17 protein-coding genes and 1 pseudogene are annotated in these 19,740 nt (G+C 72.7%); 3 read left to right on the forward strand and 15 right to left on the reverse strand.

Going from position 1 to position 19,740, the window contains the following annotated elements; genetic code table 11:
• Both LV79_RS31175 and LV79_RS31180 read right to left on the reverse strand, forming a co-directional pair.
• Positions 1 to 1,769 (reverse strand): annotated as a pseudogene (locus LV79_RS31175) (hypothetical protein); the annotation flags it as partial.
• A 6-nt stretch (positions 1,770 to 1,775) separates the two neighbouring features.
• On the reverse strand, positions 1,776 to 2,588 hold the full coding sequence (locus LV79_RS31180; protein WP_253841898.1) for an eCIS core domain-containing protein: 813 nt from the start codon (positions 2,586 to 2,588) through the stop codon (positions 1,776 to 1,778).
• Positions 2,589 to 2,961: 373 nt separating this feature from the next.
• Here LV79_RS31180 and LV79_RS31185 point away from each other — a divergent pair, with 373 nt between their 5' ends.
• The 3 genes from LV79_RS31185 (at position 2,962) to LV79_RS31195 (ending at position 5,089) form a co-directional block, all read left to right on the forward strand.
• Positions 2,962 to 3,612: a sensor histidine kinase gene (locus LV79_RS31185; RefSeq protein ID WP_253841899.1), complete on the forward strand. Its 651-nt coding sequence runs from the start codon at positions 2,962 to 2,964 to the stop codon at positions 3,610 to 3,612.
• A 6-nt stretch (positions 3,613 to 3,618) separates the two neighbouring features.
• On the forward strand, positions 3,619 to 4,257 hold the full coding sequence (locus LV79_RS31190; protein WP_253841900.1) for a response regulator: 639 nt from the start codon (positions 3,619 to 3,621) through the stop codon (positions 4,255 to 4,257).
• Between the two features lie 187 nt (positions 4,258 to 4,444).
• The gene (locus LV79_RS31195; RefSeq protein ID WP_253841901.1) at positions 4,445 to 5,089 is read left to right on the forward strand and encodes a helix-turn-helix transcriptional regulator; all 645 of its coding nucleotides are present in this window, start codon (positions 4,445 to 4,447) and stop codon (positions 5,087 to 5,089) included.
• Between the two features lie 85 nt (positions 5,090 to 5,174).
• Here LV79_RS31195 and LV79_RS31200 read toward each other — a convergent pair whose 3' ends face one another.
• The 13 genes from LV79_RS31200 to LV79_RS31260 form a co-directional block, all read right to left on the reverse strand.
• Entirely contained in the window at positions 5,175 to 6,491 is a 1,317-nt protein-coding gene (locus LV79_RS31200; RefSeq protein WP_253841902.1) for a COG1470 family protein, read from the reverse strand.
• A 38-nt stretch (positions 6,492 to 6,529) separates the two neighbouring features.
• Positions 6,530 to 8,881 (reverse strand): hypothetical protein, encoded by a 2,352-nt coding sequence (locus LV79_RS31205; RefSeq protein WP_285470695.1) that lies wholly within the window; start codon positions 8,879 to 8,881, stop codon positions 6,530 to 6,532.
• 19 nt (positions 8,882 to 8,900) lie between these two features.
• Positions 8,901 to 9,968, reverse strand: a complete 1,068-nt coding sequence (locus LV79_RS31210) for an NADase-type glycan-binding domain-containing protein (protein WP_253841903.1) — start codon at positions 9,966 to 9,968, stop codon at positions 8,901 to 8,903.
• Entirely contained in the window at positions 9,965 to 10,537 is a 573-nt protein-coding gene (locus LV79_RS31215) for a phage tail protein (protein WP_253841904.1), read from the reverse strand. The genes LV79_RS31210 and LV79_RS31215 overlap by 4 nt, the downstream gene beginning before the upstream one ends.
• Positions 10,538 to 10,540: 3 nt before the next feature.
• The gene (locus LV79_RS31220) at positions 10,541 to 12,475 is read right to left on the reverse strand and encodes a putative baseplate assembly protein (protein ID WP_253841905.1); all 1,935 of its coding nucleotides are present in this window, start codon (positions 12,473 to 12,475) and stop codon (positions 10,541 to 10,543) included.
• Positions 12,475 to 12,942, reverse strand: coding sequence for a GPW/gp25 family protein (locus LV79_RS31225; RefSeq protein ID WP_253841906.1), 468 nt, complete (start codon positions 12,940 to 12,942; stop codon positions 12,475 to 12,477). Before LV79_RS31225 ends, LV79_RS31220 begins: the two co-directional genes overlap by 1 nt.
• Position 12,943: 1 nt before the next feature.
• Positions 12,944 to 13,225, reverse strand: a complete 282-nt coding sequence (locus LV79_RS31230; protein WP_253841907.1) for a PAAR domain-containing protein — start codon at positions 13,223 to 13,225, stop codon at positions 12,944 to 12,946.
• 42 nt (positions 13,226 to 13,267) lie between these two features.
• Positions 13,268 to 15,040: a VgrG-related protein gene (locus tag LV79_RS31235; RefSeq protein ID WP_253841908.1), complete on the reverse strand. Its 1,773-nt coding sequence runs from the start codon at positions 15,038 to 15,040 to the stop codon at positions 13,268 to 13,270.
• Positions 15,030 to 15,794, reverse strand: a complete 765-nt coding sequence (locus LV79_RS31240; protein ID WP_253841909.1) for a CIS tube protein — start codon at positions 15,792 to 15,794, stop codon at positions 15,030 to 15,032. The genes LV79_RS31235 and LV79_RS31240 overlap by 11 nt, the downstream gene beginning before the upstream one ends.
• Positions 15,794 to 16,225, reverse strand: coding sequence for a phage tail protein (locus tag LV79_RS31245; RefSeq protein WP_092774524.1), 432 nt, complete (start codon positions 16,223 to 16,225; stop codon positions 15,794 to 15,796). Before LV79_RS31245 ends, LV79_RS31240 begins: the two co-directional genes overlap by 1 nt.
• 16 nt (positions 16,226 to 16,241) lie before the next feature.
• Entirely contained in the window at positions 16,242 to 17,006 is a 765-nt protein-coding gene (locus LV79_RS31250; RefSeq protein WP_253841910.1) for a hypothetical protein, read from the reverse strand.
• 2,151 nt (positions 17,007 to 19,157) lie between these two features.
• The gene (locus LV79_RS31255; RefSeq protein WP_204452036.1) at positions 19,158 to 19,316 is read right to left on the reverse strand and encodes a DUF6760 family protein; all 159 of its coding nucleotides are present in this window, start codon (positions 19,314 to 19,316) and stop codon (positions 19,158 to 19,160) included.
• Complete coding sequence (locus LV79_RS31260) at positions 19,313 to 19,735, reverse strand: hypothetical protein (protein WP_253841911.1); 423 nt, start codon at positions 19,733 to 19,735, stop codon at positions 19,313 to 19,315. Before LV79_RS31260 ends, LV79_RS31255 begins: the two co-directional genes overlap by 4 nt.
• Positions 19,736 to 19,740 lie beyond the last annotated feature (5 nt).

Consider the following 19,740-nt stretch of genomic DNA (forward strand, 5'->3'; position numbering starts at 1 on the left):
GACACCAGGTTGCCGAGGAACCCGATGGGGTCGCGCAGGATGCCCATGACCGCGGCGGCGGCCTTGGCCAGGATGCCCAGCAGCAGGTCCTTCAACTGCATGATGGTGTCGATGACGCCCTTGATCGCGCCGATCGCCTTGGCCACCAGGCCCTTGTTCTTCTCCTTCTCCGCGTCGATCTCCGCGTCGACGGCCTTGAGCGCCTGGTTGTACTTGGTCGCCAGCGTCTGGACGAGCTCGGATCCCTTGGCGTCGACCGACTCGGTCAACTCGTCGAACCTGCCCGCGAACTCCCCCGCCGCCTGCTTGCCCATCGCTTGGAGATCAGCGGGAAGCTTGCGGACCTCGGCCTGCAACTGATCGCGACCGGTCGCGATGCGGGTCTTGGCCCGGGTCAGCTCCGCGCCGATGACGTCGGCGACCGTGGAGATCACGCCGCGCATCCGGGTCACATAGCCCTGGCGCGCGGCGACGAAGATCTGGTTCGCTTCCTCGGGCAGACCGGCGAACTTGTCCTTGACCCACTTGAGCTTCCCGGTGACGCCGGAGTACCGCTTGTCCTTGTAGGCGTCCATCCGCTGTTTGTGCTCGGCGGTGAACGCGTCCCTGGCCGCCTTCTCCCCCGCCGTGAATGCGTCGTCGACCTTCTTGTCCAGACCGGACAGGATCGCCTCGACGTCGGTCTTGGTCGCGTCGAACACCTTCTGCAAGGTCGCGGTCACCTGCGCGCGCCGGGCCTCGTCCTTGCCCTTGGTGCCTTGCTTCTCGGCGGCGACCTTGCCGCCGGTGGCCGCGCGTGTGTTCGCCAGGCCGGCCATCGCCGCGGCGCCGGTGCCCGCAGCGGCCGACTTCGCGTCTGCCAGGGTTTCCGCTTCCGCGCCGCGCACCTTCCCCGGCGCGGTGGCGGCGTGTTGCTCGGTCTCCTTCTTCTCCTGCAGGGCGCCGGTGAACTCGGGTTCGTTGGACTTCGCCAACTGCTCCTCGGTGACCTCCGCGGCGGCCATCTCGCCGTCGACCTGCCGGGGTCCGGCCGAGAAGTCCGTCGCCGACGCGGGAGCCTTCTCCGGCACCGCCTTCGCCGCGTCCGGGGCCGGGGGCGCACCGGGCGGTCGGTCCGGGGCGAGCGGGGTGACGGGCTTGTCGACGGCGGCGCCGGTGTCGGGTGGCGCCTTGGTCGCCGACTCGATCGCGCCCGCGCTGGCCTGCTTGCCCGCGCCGACCTGTCCCTGGACCTGGCCCTTGACCGCGTCGGCCTTGCCGGACCCGCCGAAGTCGTCGGCCTCGGCGAGGTTCTTCGGCGCCTGCGCGGCGATCGCCTGCTCGACCGCGCGCACGAACCCGGCCTTGTCGAACTCGCCGGGCTTGGCGGCGTTCATCTTCTCGGCGTTCGCGGCCTTGCCCTGCGCGAGCTTGTCGTCCTGCGGCGGGACGGCGGCGGCCTGCGACGCGGCGGCCTCCGACGACGCGGGCGGGTGCGCGGCTACCTGTTTCTGCTTCCCACGAACATCGGCCTCGACCGAGGCGAACCGCGGATCGGACTCGGCGGTCGGACGTGCGACAGTCCCAGGCGGAGACTCCAGCCGCTGGACGGCAGGTCGGGCGAGCGCCTTGGTCGCGGCGCGGTTGCCGACCGACCGCTGCAACCGGCGGACGTGCGCGGCGGACATCCGCGACACCGGGAGCGGCCGGGCGCGCGGTTCCTCCGCGCGCTCCACCGGGTGGGCGGCGCGACGGGTCTCCGGGTCACCCCTCGCCGCGGGCGTCCGCACGCCCGATCACTCCTCCTCGGCGAAGTCCTCGCCGCTCTCCTGGCGCTGGACGAAGGTCTGCGCGGCGGGCGCCTCTTCCTCCTCTTCCTGTTCCGGCGCGGGCTCCTCGGCCCGCTGCACCGCGGCGTCGGGCACCGGTGCGCTGTCGGCTTGGTCGTGCCCGGAGTGATCGTGGCCGGAGTGGTCGTGCCCGGAGTGGTCTTCGTGCGCGGAGTCGGCGTGGCGTTGGACGGGGGCGTCATGGCCCGGTGTGGACATGACGCGGTCGGCGTTGGCGACGGCCTCGCGCTCGAAGCGGTCGGACGGGTCGCTGACCTTGACGCCGCCGCCGGTGTCGGTGCCGTCGACCGGGCCGGAGCGCTGTTGCACCACGTGGGTCAGCTCGTGCGCCAGCATGTGCTTGCCCTGGCTGGAGCCGGGGTCGTAGTGGTTGTCGGAGAACACGATGTCGGATCCGACGGTGTAGGCCTGGGCGTGCACGGACTTGGCGGACTCGGTCGCCGCGCCGCCGGTGTGCACCCGCACGTCGGAGAAGTCCTGGCCGCCGAAGCGGCCCTCCATCTCGGCGCGGGTCTCGGCCGCCAGCGGGCTGCCGCCGGAGCCGACCACCGAGTGCACCGGTGAGCGCTCCTCCTCCACCAGGGCGCCGACGCCCGCGTTGCCGACCGCGCGTTGCAGGCCCAGCAGTCCCGGCGCGCCGAGCACGTCGGGGCGGCCCGCCGCGGCGGCCTTCCCGAGCAGGGCGTGGTCCTCGCCGTCGTGGCCCCGGTCCCCAGCCGGGCGGTGCTCGGCCTCGTGGTCGTGCTCGTGCTCGCGCATCTGCCCCCTGCCCTCCCCCACCGTCGTCAGCCGTGTCGGCGCCGCGCGGGCGGGGCCTCGGCACGAGCGTGGCGGTGCGGGCGGACGCGGGCAACGGCCGTGCGTTCACCCGTTCGGGCAATCCGGATTGCCCTTGCCGCAACGGAATCCGGCTGGAGCGGCGGCACGGAGTGGAGCGCGATCGCCCCCCGAGTGGCCCTATCCCGATCGGTGTCGTGAGCGGAACGTGCGCTTGTTCCCCGGCCGGGTGCGATCCGCTGCTACGAACGGGCTATGCGATGGCGAGGTGGGCCCGTTGCGGAAACGCAGCCCCTATGGTCACCGATAAGGGTGTTGCGGAGGGGACATGCGTCGCAACAAGACGGTTTCTGCGGTGACCGGGGACGCCGGCCCCGACGGCGCGCGGCTGCTGCGGGAGCTGCACGACGCGATCGGGCCCGCGCTCACCGGGATGGCGTTCGGCCTGCGGGCGGCGCGCAACCTGGTCGGCCGCGACGCCGAGTCGGCCGCCCGGCTGCTCGCGCAGCTGGAGGACGAGCTGCACGGGGCGATCTGCGACCTGCGCAGGCTCACCGACGGCGGGACCCCGAACGTGCTCGACCAGGTCGGTCTGGTCGAGGCGATCCGCAGGCACGCGCTCGCGTTGAGCGGTCACGTGTCCGGCTCCGGCACACCCCTGAGCATCGACGTGCAGGCGCGCGGGAACATGACCGTGCTGACGCTGCCGGTGCAGGTGGCCACCTACCGCGTGGTGTGCGAGGCGTTGAGCAACATGGCCCGCCACTCCCGCGCGCGCACCTGCGTCGTGCTCATCCGGACCGATGACGAGCGCGACGGGGAGCTGAACGTGGAAGTGGTCGACGACGGCATCGGGGTGCCCTGGCGCGACGCGGACCCGTGGTGCGGGGTGGGGTTGCGGTCGATGCGCACCAGGGTCACCGAACTGGGTGGCCAGTGGTCGATCGAGCCGGGCGTTCCGGTGGGCACCCGGGTGCTGGCGACCTTCCCGCTCGGCACGGGCTGAGCCGCCGTGCGGTCGCGCCGGGTGCTCATCGTCGACGACCACGCCACCTTCCGGCTCGGCCTCGGCGCGCTGCTGCAGACCGTGGCGGGCATGGAGGTCGTCGGCGAGGCGGACCGGGGGCAGGCGGCGGTGGCGCTGGCCGCGACGCTGCGCCCGGACGTGGTGGTGATGGACCTGCACATGCCCGATGTGGACGGGGTGGCCGCGACGGAGCGGATCACCCGCGCGCACCCGGGCACCGCGGTCCTGGTGCTCACCATGGACGACGGCGGCGAGGCGGTGTTCGCCGCGATCCGGGCCGGGGCGGGCGGGTACCTGCTCAAGACCGCGGGCCAGGACGAGATCGTGCGCGCCATCCACGCCGTCGCCGACGGGGACCTGATCTTCGGCGGCCCGGTGGCGCAGCGGGTGCGGGCGCTGGTGGCCACCACGCCCGCGCCGACCGGCAACCTGTCCGGGCTGACCGCGCGCGAGCGCGAGGTGCTGACGATGATCGTGCGCGGCGAGGGCAACGCGGTGATCGCCAGGCACCTGGTGGTGAGCCCGAAGACGGTGCGCAACCACATCACCCGGATCTTCCGCAAGCTCGACGTGCTCGACCGCGCCGAGGCCATCCGCAAGGGCCACGCGGCGGGGCTGCGGTGAGGACCGCTCGACCGGCCATCGGGGAAGCGCCGCGGTGACCGCCCGGCTGTCCCTGCCGCCCGTGGGACCGGCGTGGGACCGGCACCCGGCGATCGGGACCAATGGGGACAGCCGGTCCCTTCTCGGCCATCCGGCCGAGCGGGAGGATATGTGCTATCGGACACATCCCAGGGGGGAGATCGACGCGATGATCACCGACCCGATCCCGGTCGTGCTGCACGCGATGGATGTCATCACCAGGGCGGGGGTGGACGCCGCGCTGCGCGCCCGCCCGGAGATCCGGCTGACCGCGGAGGAGGGCCTGCCGGTCGCCGACGCCACCGACCGCTCGGTCGCCCTGGTGGTGGCCGAGACGTGGGACAAGCCGACCCAGGCGCTGTTCCGCCGGTTGCAGGTGCAGGGCCGCCGCCGGGTCGTGCTGGTGGCTGGCGAGATCGACAACTCCCAACTGCTCGAGGCCGTCGGTATCGGCGTCGCCGCCGTCATCCGCCGCGCCGAGGCCACCCCGGAAACCCTGGTGCGCCTCATCGAGGCCACCTCGGCCGGTGACGGCACCCTGCCCCCCGACCTGCTGGCCCGCCTGCTCGACCGCGTCTCCCGCCTGCAGCGCCAGGTCCTCAACCCCCGCGGCTGGGACCTCGCGGGCGTCTCCGCCAGGGAGGCCGAGGTCCTGCGCATGGTCGCCGAGGGCATGGAGACCCGCGAGATCGCCGAACAGCTCTGCTACTCCCAGCGCACGGTGAAGGGCATCCTGCACGACATCACCAGCCGCTTCCAACTCCGCAACCGAGCCCACGCCGTCGCCTTCGCTCTCCGCGAGGGCCTCATCTAGCCACCTGGCCCGAACAAGAGCACCGCCCCCCTCTGGAGGCGGTGCTCTTGTCAAATCAACGGCTTTCGTTGTGGCGCTGGAGTGGTCAGCCCTCCATGCGGCCGGAGAGGGCGATGGCGGGGGTGCAGTTGCCCTTCTCCGGGGGGTTCTGGCAGCTGACGGCGAGGATGATGGACTCGCCCTCGGTGTAGGTGAGGGGTTGGACCCAGTGGTGGTCGAGGTCGCGGAAGTTGCCGAGGCCGAACTCGAACATCAGGGTGCGGCCGTCTGCGGTGCGGCGGATGACGCGCATGGTGCCGACGTCGGCGCGGGGGTTCTGCAGGATGAGGTCGGTCACCTGGAGGGTCTTGTTGTCCGGGACCACGAAGTCGACCTCGCGGAAGCGGCGGACGTCGGCGTCGATGGGGGCGTCGGCGGCGATGCGGCGGTCGAACGGGGTGACGGCGGGGGCCGGTGGCGGGGGCGGCGTCTTGGGCGCGGCGACCGGGTCGGAGGCTGGGGGTTGCGCGGGGTCGACGCCCTGGGCGCGCAGGGCGCGGTCGGAGCCGGTCTTGGCCTCGCCCGCCTGCTGCTTGGCCGCGCCCGCGTCCTGTTGGGCCGCTTGGGCGACCTGCTTGACCTCCGCCGCCTGCTTGGCCGCCGCGTCCGAGGCCGCCGAGCGGACCGCGGGCTTGAACACGGTGAACCACAACGCGATGATCGCGAGCAGGAACGCCAGCAGCACGGCCAGCGCCGGGATCACCCACTTCGGCAGCAGCTGCCGCTGCACGAACGTCCCGTCGGCGGTGACCGGCGTTCCCCCCACCGGGGTCACGGTCACCGTGAACGGGCGCCGCACCGGCTGGCCGCGCAGGAACCGGCGCGGTGGCTTGACCCGCAGCCGCACGTACGCGGTGGTGCCGGGCTCGAGGGTCACCTCGGTGTGCCGGAAGGCGAAGGACAGGTCGGCCTCCTGGTCGACCGCGGTGAGCACGACCGGGGTGCTCTGGTTGCCCCGGTTGTCCACCGCGACCTCGAAGGTGGCGCCCGAGGCACCCTCCACCTTGGTCGGCACGACCTCGGCGGTGATCTCCCCGAACGCGCCGACCTCGAGCTGGCCCTCGGTCATCACCGAGCCCTCGGGGTCCTCCTGGGCGAACACCCGCACGCCGAAGGGCACCACGCCCGCGGTGACCTCGGCGGTGCGCGGGGGGGTGAAGCTGACCGTGACGGTGGTCGACTCGTCGGGCAGCAGGTTGACCGCGTCGGGGGTGACGGTGGCCCACGGCGCGGGCGGGCCGATCACGTCGACGGTGAAGTGGTCGACGACGGCACCGGCGTTGCGGATCACCACCGTGGTGGTGACCGTGGCACCCGCCTGGACCGCGAGGGTCGGGGTGGACATCGTGGCGGAGGCACCCATGGCCGGGCTCCTTCCTTGCTGCTGGGATCGGGGACTGGTCAGCGCAGGACGAACGTGCGGGGATCCCCGCGCAGCACGAACGCGACCGGTTTGAGGGAGCGGATCATGACGGTGTACTGGGCGGTGGCGACCCGGCCGAACGGCGCGCCGGTCACCGGGTCGGCGGCGAGCAGGCGCGGGCCGAGGACGTCCTTGTGGAACACCAGGACCTGGGCGGTGAACGTGCCGTCCGGGCGCACCGCGACCACGCCGGGGGTCTCGGAGATCCCGGTGTCCCAGCTCAACCGGACGGTCGCGCCCGGTGGGAAGTCGGTGCCGAGCGCGTTGGTCACCGCGCCCTGCGGTCCCGCCGACGGGTCGACCCGCAGCACCGGTTGCCGGACGACGACCCGTCCGGTGGCGGTGTTGTCCGCTGGGTCGATGTCCGGTCCGGTCGTGGTGACCGTCGCCGTCACCGGTACGTCGATGGCGGCGGCGGCAACGTAAGCGGCCTGCACCTGCACCACCTGCCCCGGCGCGAGGGTGCCGAGCGCACACACCACCGGACACCCGGCCGGGGTGCCCGCGGCGAGACCGGCCGGTGCGGGAGCGGTCAGCTGGACGCCCGCCATCGGCACCGGGCCGCCGTTGCGCACGGTGTAGGTCACGGTGACCGGCAGCCCGCCGACGTAGCCGGGTACCGGGTCGGCGGTCAGCCCGACCGACAGCGCCCCCTGCGGCACCGGCGCCTTCGTGACGGTCAGTCGCGCGCGGTCGCTCACCGGCGGGTTGACCCCGTCATCGACCGTGAGCACCAGCGTGTAGGTGCCCGACTCCGCGCAAGTGACCGATGTGGACAGTTGGTCGACCGCCGTGAAGGTGCACGGCGGTTCCGGTGAGGTGTCGGTCGGCGGTTCGAGCGACCAGGTGATGTCCAGCTCGGGGCTGTCCGGGTCCTCGACCGTGCCGAGCAGGGCGATGGCCGTGTCCTCCTGACCGGTGTACGGGCCGCCCGCGTCGACCTCCGGCCCGGCGTTGCGCAGCACCAGCGTCGTGCTCGACGGTTCCGCGTCGCTGATGCCGTCCGTGCCGTCGAGGGTGAGCACGTAGGTGCCGTACCGGTCACAGTGGACGGTCGTGGTCAGGTCTTCCGGGTCGGCGAACCCGCACTCGGCCTCGTCGTCGGTGCCGGGCGCGGGCGAGATGGACCACGTGGTCTCCTGCCGGGGCCCGTCCTGGTCGGTGAACGTCCCGGCGATGGGGACCTCGGTGTCCTCCAGCCCCTCGTAGGGCCCACCGGGGTCGACCACGGGCGGGCGGTTGACGGTGATCGACCGGCACTGGGTCGCGGTCCCGTTGCCGTAGAGGTCCTTGCCGCGCGCGATGACGCAGAGCCGGTGGGCGCCGGGGGCGAGGTTGTTCACCGTCGCCTCGTAGGGGGTGCTGTAGGGACCGCTGTGCGGCAGGCCGTCGACGTCGATCCGCTGTTCCGGTCCGCCGTCGACGGTCAGGAACACCCCGTCCAGCGACGACCTGACCACGCCGGGCAGCACGTCGGGCAGCGTGGTCGGGTCGAGGATCGTGTCGCACCCGCCGTGGGTCTGGTACCCGATGTAGGCCAGCGTTTCCGGGTTGTCCGTCTCTCCGCACGAGGCGCCCGCGCCGACGGCGAAGGTGCGGAAGACGACGGTGTCGGTGATCGGCTCGAGCGCCCCCTGCACGGAGCCGCCGTTGTTGAGCCCGTCGGACATGAACACGATCAGCTTGTTGCGCTGCGGCATGGCGGCGGCGACCCGTTTGGCCTCGGTGACCGCTTGCGGGAAGTTCGTGTAGGCCACGTCGATCACCACCGGGGTGAACTGGCCGATCCCGCCGTCGTTGTCGCTGTCGTCGTTGTCGTCGTTGTCCAGCGACAGCAGGACGGTCGTGGTGTCCGGTGCGCCGTCGTGGTTCGCGTCGGTGCCGGGCGCGACGTACTCGGTGAACGGGTTGTCGTACACCTCCGGTGGGCTCAGGTCGGCCGCACCCGCCGTGGTGGCGAACGCGACGACGGCCACGGACCCGACCGACCCCTCCAGCGCGGCCTGGTGCAGCAACCCGGTCCCCGCGGTGATCTCGCACCCCAGGATCGTGTCCGTCGCGCACCCCGAGGCCGTGCTGCCGGAGATGTCGACCACCAGGACCAGCGCGGTGTCCGGCGGCAGCGAGCTGTCGCCGACCGCCGCCGTGCCGCGCACGGTGACCGGACCCGGCCCCACCACCGCGCCCTCGGCCGGTTCGCTGATCGACACCGTCACCGTCGTCGGGCGCTGCTGCGCCACGGCCACCGACGCGGGGACGAACGCCACCGCCCCCACCACCAGCGCCGCGGCGGCCGCCCTGGCCACCGCCCGCGCCCCTATCCCCCGCATCGCCAGGCCCCCCGCCGCGTCATCGTTGCTCGAACAGTTCGATCTCGGACATCGCCACGTCCAGGCCCTGCAGCGACCGGTGCACCTCGACGACGTGGATCTCGACCTCGGTGGCACCGGCGCTGCCGCCGATCTCCACCGTCTGCGGGTCGGGGGTGTCGGCGAGCGGCACGTCGAAGGTCTTGCCGGTGGAGTAGACGAGGTGCAGCTTCGCGGGCCGGTGGGTGGCCTGGAACGCCGCCGGGTCGCCGACGCGCACGATGGCTCGGCGCAGGTCGACCGGCTGGGCGAAGGTGAACACCAGCACCGGCGGGGTGGCCCCGGTCGGCGCGGCCCAGTAGGTGTTCTTGGCGTTGTCGGCGACCAGCACGGCCTCGTGCCCGGGGAGGGCGGCGGTAGCGCTCACCTTGGTCGGCCGCACCGGGGTCAGCTGGGTGCTGAACTGGCGCTCCACCCACTTGCGGCCCGCCAGGACCTCCTGGTTCACCCCGCTGCGGAACCCGGGGATGATCGCGTACAGCACGGCGAGCACCGCGAGGAACGCCAGGAACACCCGGCGCAGCCAGCGGCCGATCGCCGCGAGGGTGCCCCGGCGGCGGGGTTTGCGCGGCTTGCGTTCGCGGTCCCGGCCGCGCCACCACTGCCACCACGGCGGCTTGACGGCCTCCGGCTCGTCGAGCGGACGGCCGCAGCCCATGCACAGCGTGCGGGTCACCGGGTTCCTCGTGCGGCACCCCACGCAGACGACGTCGTCCTCGGCGAGCGCGCGCGGCTCGGTGCCCTGGGCCTTGGCCCGCAGCGGTCTGGCGTCGGCGGGCTGCTGGGCGCCGAACTGGGTGACCGGCGGCGTCGGCTCGGCGGACTGCTGGGGCCCGATCGGATCGGGCGTCACCACCCCGCTCGGCCCGACCGGTGGGGCCGTCGTGGTGGTCCCCGCCGCCGCGGACTGGCGCGCGGGTTCGGTGGCCGGAACCGCCTGGGCCTGCTGCTCGGCGTCGGTGCCGGACCAGTCGAGGAAGCTGCCGCAGCCGGGGCAGAACCGGGTGGTGCCCGCCGAGCGCTCCCCGCACTTCGCGCAGACGATCATGAACCACTCCCGTGGGTGTGCTCGGCGGCCGGACCGCCGACGACTTCGACGGTGACCCGCAGGTGCACCGGGACGGACTCGGTCACCGCGGCCCGCACCGCGGCGACGTCGACCGCGCTCGGATCGGCGACCCGGACCAGCACCCGGACCTCACCGAGGTCGGTGCCGGGCAGCGGACCGCCGTGCTCGGCGCGCACGACGCAGCCACCGCTGTCGGTGATCTCCACCTGGCCACCGGTCAACAGCTCCAACTGCCCGCCGATGCCCGGGGCGGTCCCGCGCCTGCGGTGGGTGGCCACGGCGGCGCCGACCATGTCGCGGCGCTGCTGGGCGCTCCAGGCCTCGTCGGACTCCACCGCGACCCAGGTGCACAGCCAGTCCAGGAAGTCCGGGGCGGCCAGCGCTGGGTCCAGGTAGTCGGCGAACGAGTCCAGCACCGCGAACAGCGGCGCGATGACCTCGTCCAGGGCGGCGGTGAACCGCTGGGTGAAGTCGTTCTCGGCGTAGATGGCGGGCAGCCGGTCGCCGATCGGGTGGCGGACCGGGACGTCCGCTGCCGCGGTGCGCACGTCTCAACTCCTCGTGACTCGGACCTGGTGCCGGTAGGAGAACACCAGGGCGTCGGGTGGGATGTCGATGCGCTTGACGTTGTCGCCGCGGGCACCGGTGACCGGGTCGGCGGCGAAGAGCAGGACGCTCTCCACCATCTCCACGCCGGTGAGCTGTTGCAGCACCGCGAACATCTCGCCCTCCTGCACCGGTCTGCCGAAGGGCCAGCCCTCGCCGTCCGGGCCCCCGGTGACCGGGTTGAGGTAGTCGTGCAGCGCCTCGGTGGCGCGGGCGGCGAGGGTGTCGGCGACGACCTTGGGTCTGGCGCGCAACTGGGCGACCACGGTGACGCCCTGGTAGAACGGCGGTTCGACGACGACCCTGGCGCCGAGGCAGCGCCTGGCCTCCAGGGCGCGCGCGATGTCCTGGCGCATCCGGTCGGGCAGCTTGAGCGCGCCGAAGTCGAGTTCCCCTCGGTCGGGGATCCCGGGCACGACCAGGACCCGGACCCCGTTGGAGCTGCTGGGGTCCTGGGCGCAGCGGACCCGGGAAACCTGCGGGGAGGCGCCCCTGGTGAGCTCCTCGTAGTCGTGGGCGGTGACCGCGCGGTCGAGCGTGCGCAGCGTCAGCGGACCGCGGATGGCGGCGTCACCGACCTTCTCGCCGTCCACGCCCCCGCTGGCGGGCTTGTGGTTGGTGACCCCGCTGACGAACGGCACCGGGTCGCGCAGCACGGCCAGCATGCCCCTGGCCACGTTGCCGCCCCGACCACCGCCGGTGCGGTACTGGGGGACGCGGATCGCGGCCGCCTTCGCGGGAACCGCGCCGTAGTAGCGGAACGCGCCGTCGGGCTGGCGGATGGCGGGGCCGAACACGACCTCGCCCGCGACCCGGTCGACGGTGAAGTGCCGGTCGTCCGGGCCGGAGTCGGCGAACGAGCCCACCTCGGTCCACTCCTGCCACCCCTGGTCGGTGCCGATCTCCACCAGCAGCGGGTCACCGGCCACGACCGGGCGGCGGGCGAGCGGGAAGCGCTGCCCCGGCACACCCTCGGACACCCCGACGACCTCGTCGCGCACCACCTCGGCGTGCACGGCCGCCCCGGTGGCGCCGATGGTGGCCGCGGTGATCGCCCGCAGGGTCGGCGAGGCCTGGTAGAACGGCTGCCCCGGCTCCGCGGCGGTGGCGCGGCACCGGATCCAGCCCGCGCGGTGCACGCCGACCACGGAGGCGGTGTGCGTCTCGGGCAGGTGCAGCTCCACGTCACCAGCGGTGTTGAACCCGCCGGTGGTGTCGTGGGCGACCTCGCAGGCGGCCCACCGGTCGCCGTCCCAGGCCTCCCAGGCCAGCGGCGGGTCGCGCGGGTCGATGCCGACACCCTCCACCTGGCACTCCATCCGCAGCAGCAGCAACCCACCGGGCACCGCATCGGACAGTCCGAAGTAGACGGTGTCGTCGGGTTGCGGGGTGGTGCCGAACAGCATCGGGTTGCGGTCGTCGATGACGTCGTCGGTGCGGTCCACCGGCGGGCGGTCCCCCGAGGAGGTGGCCAACCGGCTCCACGCGCACGGGCGGATCTCCAGGGTCTTCTCCAGGGTGAACACCACCGGGTCCGACACCTCGGTCCGCTGCGTCACCACCTGGCTGCCCGCCTGCACGAACACCGGGTTCTCCTGCGGCGCCGAGAGCCGGAAGGTCGCGGGCACCCGCGCGGCGGCGGGCGGGAACAGGGTCACGCCGATCAGGTCAAGGAAGCGCAGGTAGGACCGCTCCGGGATCCGGTTCACCCGGTAGATCAACTGGTCGACCATGAACGCGAACGTCTCGATCAGGGTCACCCCGGGATCGGAGACGTTGTGGTCGGACCACTCCGGGCAGCGCTGCTGCACCCGGCGCTTCGCCTCGTCGACGAGGTCCTGGAACCGGCGGTCGTCCAGGTTCGGGATCGGGATGCCCATCAGCTGACCTCCCGCGCGGGCGCGGCGATGGCGCGCTGGTCGACCTCGGCCGGCCGGTCACCCGGCTGCGGCACCGGGTCGTGGGTGGGGATGACGTAGAACGGGAACACCAGGTTGCGCGGGTCGTTGCGGTCGCGCAGCGTGTAGCGGATGTCGATGAGCAGCATGCCCTCGTCGACCGCGTCGAACCCGACCACCACGTCGTCGAGGGTGATGCGCGGCTCCCAGCGCTCCAACGCGATCCGCACCTCGTAGGCGATCTGCCCAGCCGTGGCCGCGTCCGCCGGGGCGAACACCAGGTCGTGGATGGCGCAGCCGAACTCCGGGCGCATCGGCCGCTCCCCCGGCGAGGTGCCCAGGATCAACCGGATGCTCTCCACGACCTCCCGGTCCCCGCCGACCAGCGCCACCGACCCGGTGGCGTCGGTGCGCACCGGGAACGCCAGGCCCCTGCCGATGAACTCCACGTCACCCTCCGATCAGGACAGTCGGGCACCCGACGACGATGGGCGCGCCGCACCCGGACATGTCACCCATGCGGGCCGCGGGCCTGCCGCCGATCAACACCGTCGGGCAGCCCGGCGGCACGATCGGGGTCGGCGGGTGCGGTGGCGGCGGCGGGAACGAGCAGGCGTGCATGTCCCCCACCACCGCCGCGGGTTTGCCGCCCACGAGCACGGTCGGCACCCCGGGCCCGGTGATGGTGCCCGGATGCCCGGTGGGATCACCGATCCGCGCCGCTGGTGGCATCTCGCACTCCTGTTCTCGCGTACCCACTCCGGTGGCCGACCCTCAGTTGATCTTCACGATGCCGCCGCGGACGGTGACCGCGCCGCTGGCGCTGAACTCGGCCTGCCCCTGGCCCTTGACCGCCACCGTGGCGCCCTCGGCGGTGAACTCGGCCGTCGCCTTGACCTTCACCGTCTGGCCGTTGAGCTGCAGCGGACCCTGCCCGGCGTCGACGGTGATGCCGTTGGTGGCCTTCACCGAGATCTCCTTGGCGCTGGTGATCTCGATGACCTGCTTGGTCTTGTCCAACCTGATGACGAACTTGCCGTCGCCGGTCGCGACGGTGATGCCGTCCTGCTCCACGAACTCCAGCTTGTGCGCCTCGCGGGAGACGAACCCGCGGACCGCGACCTTGCCCGCGCCCTCGTCCAGCACCGGTTTGGTGAACTTCGGCACGGTGTCCTTGCCGTTGTGCAGGGAGCCGAGCACGAACGGCGCGTCGAAGTCGCCGTGGTCGAAGCCGACGACGACCTCGTCGCCGACCTCGGGCAGCATCATCGCGCCGCGGTCCTTGCCCGCGCCCCACTGCGTCATCCGCGCCCAGCCGCTGGTGTAGTCGTCGGCCAGCCACGGGAAGGTGACCTTGACCCGTCCCAGCTTCGCCGGGTCGCGGATGTCGCTGACGATCCCGGTGACGACGCCCCCGTGGCCGACCGCGCCGCCGCGACCACCGGAGGCCAGACCGTAGAAGGACCGTTCCTGCCTGCCGGAGACGGAGAACTCGGTGGTGTAGCCGACCTCGTCGCTGAACAGGTGGCGGGTGTTGGTGAGCGTGTACTTGCCCCCGAACGGTTCGCCGACGTTGGCCAGCGCGACCTGGGCGCCCGCGCGCAGCTTCGGGTTGCCCCTGGCGACGCCGTCGAGTTCCACGCAGGCGCTGCCGTACTCGTCGGCCAACCCCTTGGCCATCGCGGTCGCCGCCGCCTGGGTGTGCTGGGTGGTGGTGGCCACCAGCGGCGGGCTGCCGAACCCGGAGGCGAGCTTCACCGGGTCGGCGCCGGAGACCTCGATACCGGCGTGCTTCGGGGTCTCGGTGGCGGTGATGGCCTGCTTGGCTTGGGGGTCCCAGCCGCGAACCTCCACTTTGGGCACTTGCTCGGCCGCGGTCACCCCGGCCCGCAACGACAGCAGGTTGCGGTGCGCCTCCAGCACGAGCGGGTCGGTGGCGGCCTTCGCCGACTGGTCCGGCGCGGCGGAGGGCTGTTCCGGCAACCGGAAGTCGAGTTTCTTGTCCACCACGGCGATCTGCGCGCCGACGGCGTCGGCCAGCCGGGACAGGAAGTCCCAGTCGCTGACGTTGTCCTGGCCGAACTGGGTGTGCGGGGCGCCGCCGTAGCCCTTGACCTCGTCGATCTTGCCCGCCTGCAGCCCGGCCCGGGTGGTGACCTTGCGGACCACGTCGGCCACCGTCATGTCCGGGTACACCGCGACCCGCCTGCCGCGGAACAGCCGGTGCGCGTGGTCGTAGCCGCGGACCTCGGTGAACGTGCCGGTGCGGTCGATCTCCAGGCCCACGGCGGTGACCTCGCCGCTCATCAGCGGCTGCGGGCCACCGGGGTCGGCGGTCTGGACCTTGAGCTCCACCACCGCGCCGACCTTGAACCCGGCCTTGCTCAAGGCGACCCCGCCCGGGTCGCGGAAGCGCAGCACGAACATGTCCGGCAGGTTCCTGCTGTCGTCCACGTAGGCCACCGCCAGCATGGACTTCACGTCGGCGGGCAGCGGCTGGCCCGCGACGGTCACCACCAGCGAGTTGGCGAAGCTCTCATTGGCCACGGGAGATCTCCTCCAGCGCGGGCACCCGCAGCCGGGTGCCGGGGCGCAGCACCATCGGGTCGTCGATGTCGTTGAGCTCGGCGATGTCGCGCCAGAACCGCGGGTCGCCGTAGGCGGTGAACGCCACCGACTGCAGCGTGTCGCCCGCGACGAGGGTGTGCGTCGAGCGGACCGCGCGGGTGCCGGAGGTGGGGTTCTGGCCGCCCTGCTCGCCGGAGATCTCCTCCAGGTTGACCGTGCACACCGCGCGCACCGGGACCCCGGCCGGGGTGAACAGGGTGTACTTGGCGGTGACGCTGGCGACGTAGGCGGGGAAGCCGGTCATCCCGCCCCACTTGAACACCACCCACGGCGGCGAGCCCTTGCCGCTCTGCCTGCTCTCCTCGGTGGCCACGCAGCAGGTGAAGACCTTCTCGACGGTCTTGACCACCTTGTCGTCCATGGTGTCGGTGGCGTCGAGGAACATCTCCAGGGCCAGCTTGACCGGGTCGGCGCCCTTGAACTCCGGCGGGCCGCTCTTCTTGGCGTTGCGCTGCTCGTCGCGCTTCCACTTGGCGTTCTTCGACAGCGACAGTTCCTTGGGGTTGAACTGGAACGGGATGTCGTACATGAACGCGCCCGGTTTGGCGGTGCTGCCCGCCTGCGGTGGCTTGTGCACGGAGAGCTTGGCGCGCTGCAGGTTCGGCGGCGCGCCCGCGCCGTAGCTGGACGCGGCGGGCGACCCGGCGGAGACGAAGGTGATCGGGGAGCTCATCACGCCCCCCGACCGAGGAACCCGTGGTGGGCCAGCTCCAGCGTCTCGGTCGCCACCTTCGGCGAGTCGGCGGACAGCTGCGGCCCGGTCCAGCGCACCGGCACCACGTCGACCAGCGACCAGCGGGCGATCACCTTGCCCGCCAGCGTCCTGGCCTCGATGGTGGCGGTCTTGCGCCGGATCCCCCCGGCCATCCCGGCGATCCAGGCGGTGACCTTCGCGCTGTCGGCGGTGACCGGCCGGGAGAACTTCACGTTGCCGTACTTGATCCTGGTGGGCAGCTGCCAGACGAAGCCGTTGTTGCCGCCCTCCTCGCGCTGCTCCATGACGAACTCGCAGCCGAGCCCGTCGCAGCTGCTGAACGCGCCGAGGCTCTCGTCGTCGATCTTGACGACGTAGCAGACGGCGACGGCCTCCTCGATGCTGGTCATCTCGCCCCCCTCGCTCTCAGCGCCACCGGTCGGTCACCCGGCCGCGACGTTCGCGGTCGAGCCGCAGCTCGGTCTTGAGCCTGCGCAGCAGCGGGTCGAACAGCTTGCGCACCAGCTCCTCCGGAACGGTCTCCGGCGGCGCCCCGGACGCGGGCGCCGCCGTGGAGACCGCCGCGGGAGCGGCGGGTACCTGGGTCACCGGGGGTGGAGCCGCCTCGGGTGTCGGGGCGGGCTCGGGGTCCGGTGGTGGTGGGTCGTCCACGCGTTGGACGGCGGGGACGAGGGTGACTGGCCGCCGCGGTGTGGGCGGCGCCGCCGTCGGTAAGGACTCGGGCGCGCGCTGCACGACGGGGTGCTCCCCGGGGGCGGTCGCGTTGGGGACCACCGGGAGTAGGCGGAGGGCACCGAGGGTCGGCGCGTCGGTGGCGGGGGGTGTGGGGTCGACGGCCCGGGAGAGGGAGACGACCTGGAGTTCGGTCTGGGGTCCGTTGTGGACGCTGGGAGCGCTGGGTTCGGTCGCGGTCTGCGCGGTGGGTTCGTGGTGCTCGAAGAGCGGTTGCGCCGGTTCGGCGTGGACCGGGGCGTGGCGGCTGGGGATTCCGGCGGGGTCGATGGGCGCGCCGAGCCCGAGCCTGCGCTGCACCGCGGCAACCGGTCGGTCAGGCTCGACGACCTGCCGCTGGATCGGCATCCCGAGCCCCGGCCTGGGCACGACCGGCTGACTCGACGCCGCGTCCCCGGCAACCGACCCGCTCACCGGGCCTGCGGTGTGGTCGGCCACCCGACTCACCACGGGCCGATCAGCCGCCAAGGGGCCGTCCCCCGCTGTGGGCTGGTCTGCCCCGAGCCGACTCACCACTGGCCGGTCCACTGCGCCGGACTCCGCCAGACCACCGGTCGGCGAATCCCCGACCCCGGACGACTCACCAGCCCCAGCGGCAGTGATGTCCCCACCTGACCGCTCCCCCACGGTGGGCTGGTCAGCGGACACCCGGCTCACCACGAGGTGCCCGGCATCACCACTCGCCGGCGCTCCAAGACCACTACTCGACCGGTCTCCCGCAGTGGGCTGCTCAACTGGGAGCCGACTCACCACGGGACGATCAACCGCGCCGGGCCCGTGAGCACCTGCCGATGGGCCACTCGACCGATCCCCCACTGTGGACTGATCGCTCACGACCGCACCAAACCCCGAGGCTTGGGCCTCCCCGCCACCCGAAGGGTCGCTCGTGAGGCCGCCCACCGTGGGCTGATCGGCCGTCACCCGACCCACCACGGGGTGGCCAGCCGCGTCGGCCCCATCCTCAAGACCGCTACTCGACCGGTCCTCCGCAGTCGGCTGATCAGCCGGGAGTCGACTCACCACTGGACGGTCGCCGGGCCTCTCCCCGCCAGCCGATGGGCCACTGGTGAGGCCACCACTCAACCGATCCCCCACCGTCGGCTGGTCAGCCACCACTCGGCTCACCACAGGGTGATCCGCCGCCTCGAACCCGGCCGTTCCACGGTCGCCCGCACCAGACCTCGGGGACTGCCCCGCCCCGCCCGTCGATGGTCCACTCACCAGGCCACTGGTCGACCGATCGCCCACCGTGGGCTGGTCAGCCGCCAACCGGCTCACCACTGGGTTGTCCGCCGCGTCGGGTGCAGCCGCGGGGCCGCTACTCGACCGCTCCTGCACTGCGGGCTGGTTGGTCGCGAGCCGGCTCACCACCGGGCGGTCGGCCGTGTCTGGCCCCGAAGTCTGAGCTTCCCCAGCGAACGACGGTCCAGTCGTGAGGTCGCCACTCGATCGATCGCCCACCGAGGGCTGGTCAGCCGCGAGTCGACTCACCACCACGTGGTCCACCGCGTCGGGCGCGGCGGTCGGAAGGTCGCTTCTCGCGGAGCCGCCTGCCGCGGGCTGGTCAGCGGTCACCCGACTCACGACGAGATGGTCCGAAGGCCTACTTCCGTCGCCTGCCGTGGGCTGGTCGGCCGCCACCCGGCTCACCATCGGACGATCCACCGCACTGGACCCGGTCGCCGGGATGTCGCCGCCGGTGTGTGCGGGCGCCGTGGTCTCGCTCGTGCCAGGGCCAGCGGTCTGGCCCTCCGCACCAACAGGAACGGCACCGTCCTGGTGGTCGGCCGACAACCGGCTCACCACGGGGCGATCGGCTCCGCCCGGCGAGTCCCCGGTCCCCGAAACCGCGCTCGCCGTCGGTCGATCGGTCGAGTGCTCCTGTTCGGCCAAGCGACTCACAACTGGTCGATCAGCCCCAACCGGCGCCTCCCCGCCGACCGAGATCCCTTCCCCGTGATCAACCACCGGACCCGATGAGTCACCAGTGGACAGTCGACTCACCGTGAGGGGGTCGGAGTTGCCAGACCGCGACCACGTCGCCTCGGGCACAACGGGCACCACGCGAGGTACCGGCAAAGCAAGGTCACCAGACCGTGGCGCACCAGACTCCGACGAAGACCCGGTGTCCTCCACATCCGCGACCCGCTGCACAGCAGGACCATCCACGACCGGCGGATCCGGCAGCGCCAGCCCCTCAGGCGCCACCGCCCGCTGCACCGGAGCCTCCGCACCCCGCCTACTGCCCACACCGGACTCAGGCACGACCGGCAGCCACACCGTCGGCTCCTCCGCCCACCTCGACACCGGCTTCGTGTCGGCGCGGCGCGGCATGGCCAGCGGGAGGTCGACCGGGGTCACCACGTCCGCCACGCCGCCCGGTTCCGCGTCACCGACGCGGTGGGCCAAGGGGCGCAGCATGGACGGGTTCTGCCAGGCGGTCAGCCCGGAGCTGAAGCGCTGCACCGGGTTCACCACCGGGTGCTCGGGGACCAGGCGCTGGATCGGGGGTAGAGCGCGCCAGTCCGCCCGCACCACCGGGGTGGCGGCGGGCGCGGCCTTGCGTCGCCACGGCCACATCGGATGCGCTCACCGTCCCTGGGAGATCCGGGTGTTGATGCGGGCTATCTCGGCCACGTACCGCAGCCGGTCGGGGTGCTCCAGGTCGAGGATGTCCTCCAGCGGCCAGTGGAAGTGGTAGGCGACGTACGCGACCTCCTCGTGCAGCCGGTCGGCCGCGTACGTCACGATTCCCCCAGGCGCCCACCGGCGACGTCGACGGCGAAGCCGTGGCCGCACTGCGGGCACTGGACCCCCGCCCTGGTGTGGCCCTCGCTGTTGACCCGGCGGTAGAGGTCCTGCAGGAACGCGAGGTCGGCGGCGAACAGGTTCTCGATGACCCCGGCGTGCACGTCGGTCACGTCGCCGAGGCGGGTCACCACCCTGGCCAGCAGCACCACGGTCAGGTACGCGGGGTTCTCCCGGACCCGGTCGTCGCGCAGCGGGACGAGCTCGTCGCGGGCGGTCGCCAGGCGCATCGTGCCCGCCGTGTGGGTCACCCCGGCGTCGTCGACGTACCCGCGGGGCAGCTCGAAGGCGAACTCGGTGCGCAGCTCCCGCCGCGGCTCGGCGCGCCGCGGCGGGTCCGCCGAGACCACACCGGTCATCGATC

The organism is Actinokineospora globicatena (assembly GCF_024171945.1).
Taxonomy (GTDB): domain Bacteria; phylum Actinomycetota; class Actinomycetes; order Mycobacteriales; family Pseudonocardiaceae; genus Actinokineospora; species Actinokineospora globicatena.

What these genes read in the sequence shown, in the direction of transcription:
- LV79_RS31180 (WP_253841898.1), bottom strand. Translation starts at nt 2,588, where the DNA reads ATGCGCGAGCACGAGCACGACCACGAGGCCGAGCACCGCCCGGCTGGG.
- LV79_RS31200 (WP_253841902.1), bottom strand. Translation starts at nt 6,491, where the DNA reads ATGGGTGCCTCCGCCACGATGTCCACCCCGACCCTCGCGGTCCAGGCG.
- LV79_RS31245 (WP_092774524.1), bottom strand. Translation starts at nt 16,225, where the DNA reads ATGACCAGCATCGAGGAGGCCGTCGCCGTCTGCTACGTCGTCAAGATC.
- LV79_RS31195 (WP_253841901.1), top strand. Translation starts at nt 4,445, where the DNA reads ATGATCACCGACCCGATCCCGGTCGTGCTGCACGCGATGGATGTCATC.
- LV79_RS31240 (WP_253841909.1), bottom strand. Translation starts at nt 15,794, where the DNA reads ATGAGCTCCCCGATCACCTTCGTCTCCGCCGGGTCGCCCGCCGCGTCC.
- LV79_RS31210 (WP_253841903.1), bottom strand. Translation starts at nt 9,968, where the DNA reads ATGATCGTCTGCGCGAAGTGCGGGGAGCGCTCGGCGGGCACCACCCGG.
- LV79_RS31260 (WP_253841911.1), bottom strand. Translation starts at nt 19,735, where the DNA reads ATGACCGGTGTGGTCTCGGCGGACCCGCCGCGGCGCGCCGAGCCGCGG.
- LV79_RS31220 (WP_253841905.1), bottom strand. Translation starts at nt 12,475, where the DNA reads ATGGGCATCCCGATCCCGAACCTGGACGACCGCCGGTTCCAGGACCTC.
- LV79_RS31230 (WP_253841907.1), bottom strand. Translation starts at nt 13,225, where the DNA reads ATGCCACCAGCGGCGCGGATCGGTGATCCCACCGGGCATCCGGGCACC.
- LV79_RS31205 (WP_285470695.1), bottom strand. Translation starts at nt 8,881, where the DNA reads ATGCGGGGGATAGGGGCGCGGGCGGTGGCCAGGGCGGCCGCCGCGGCG.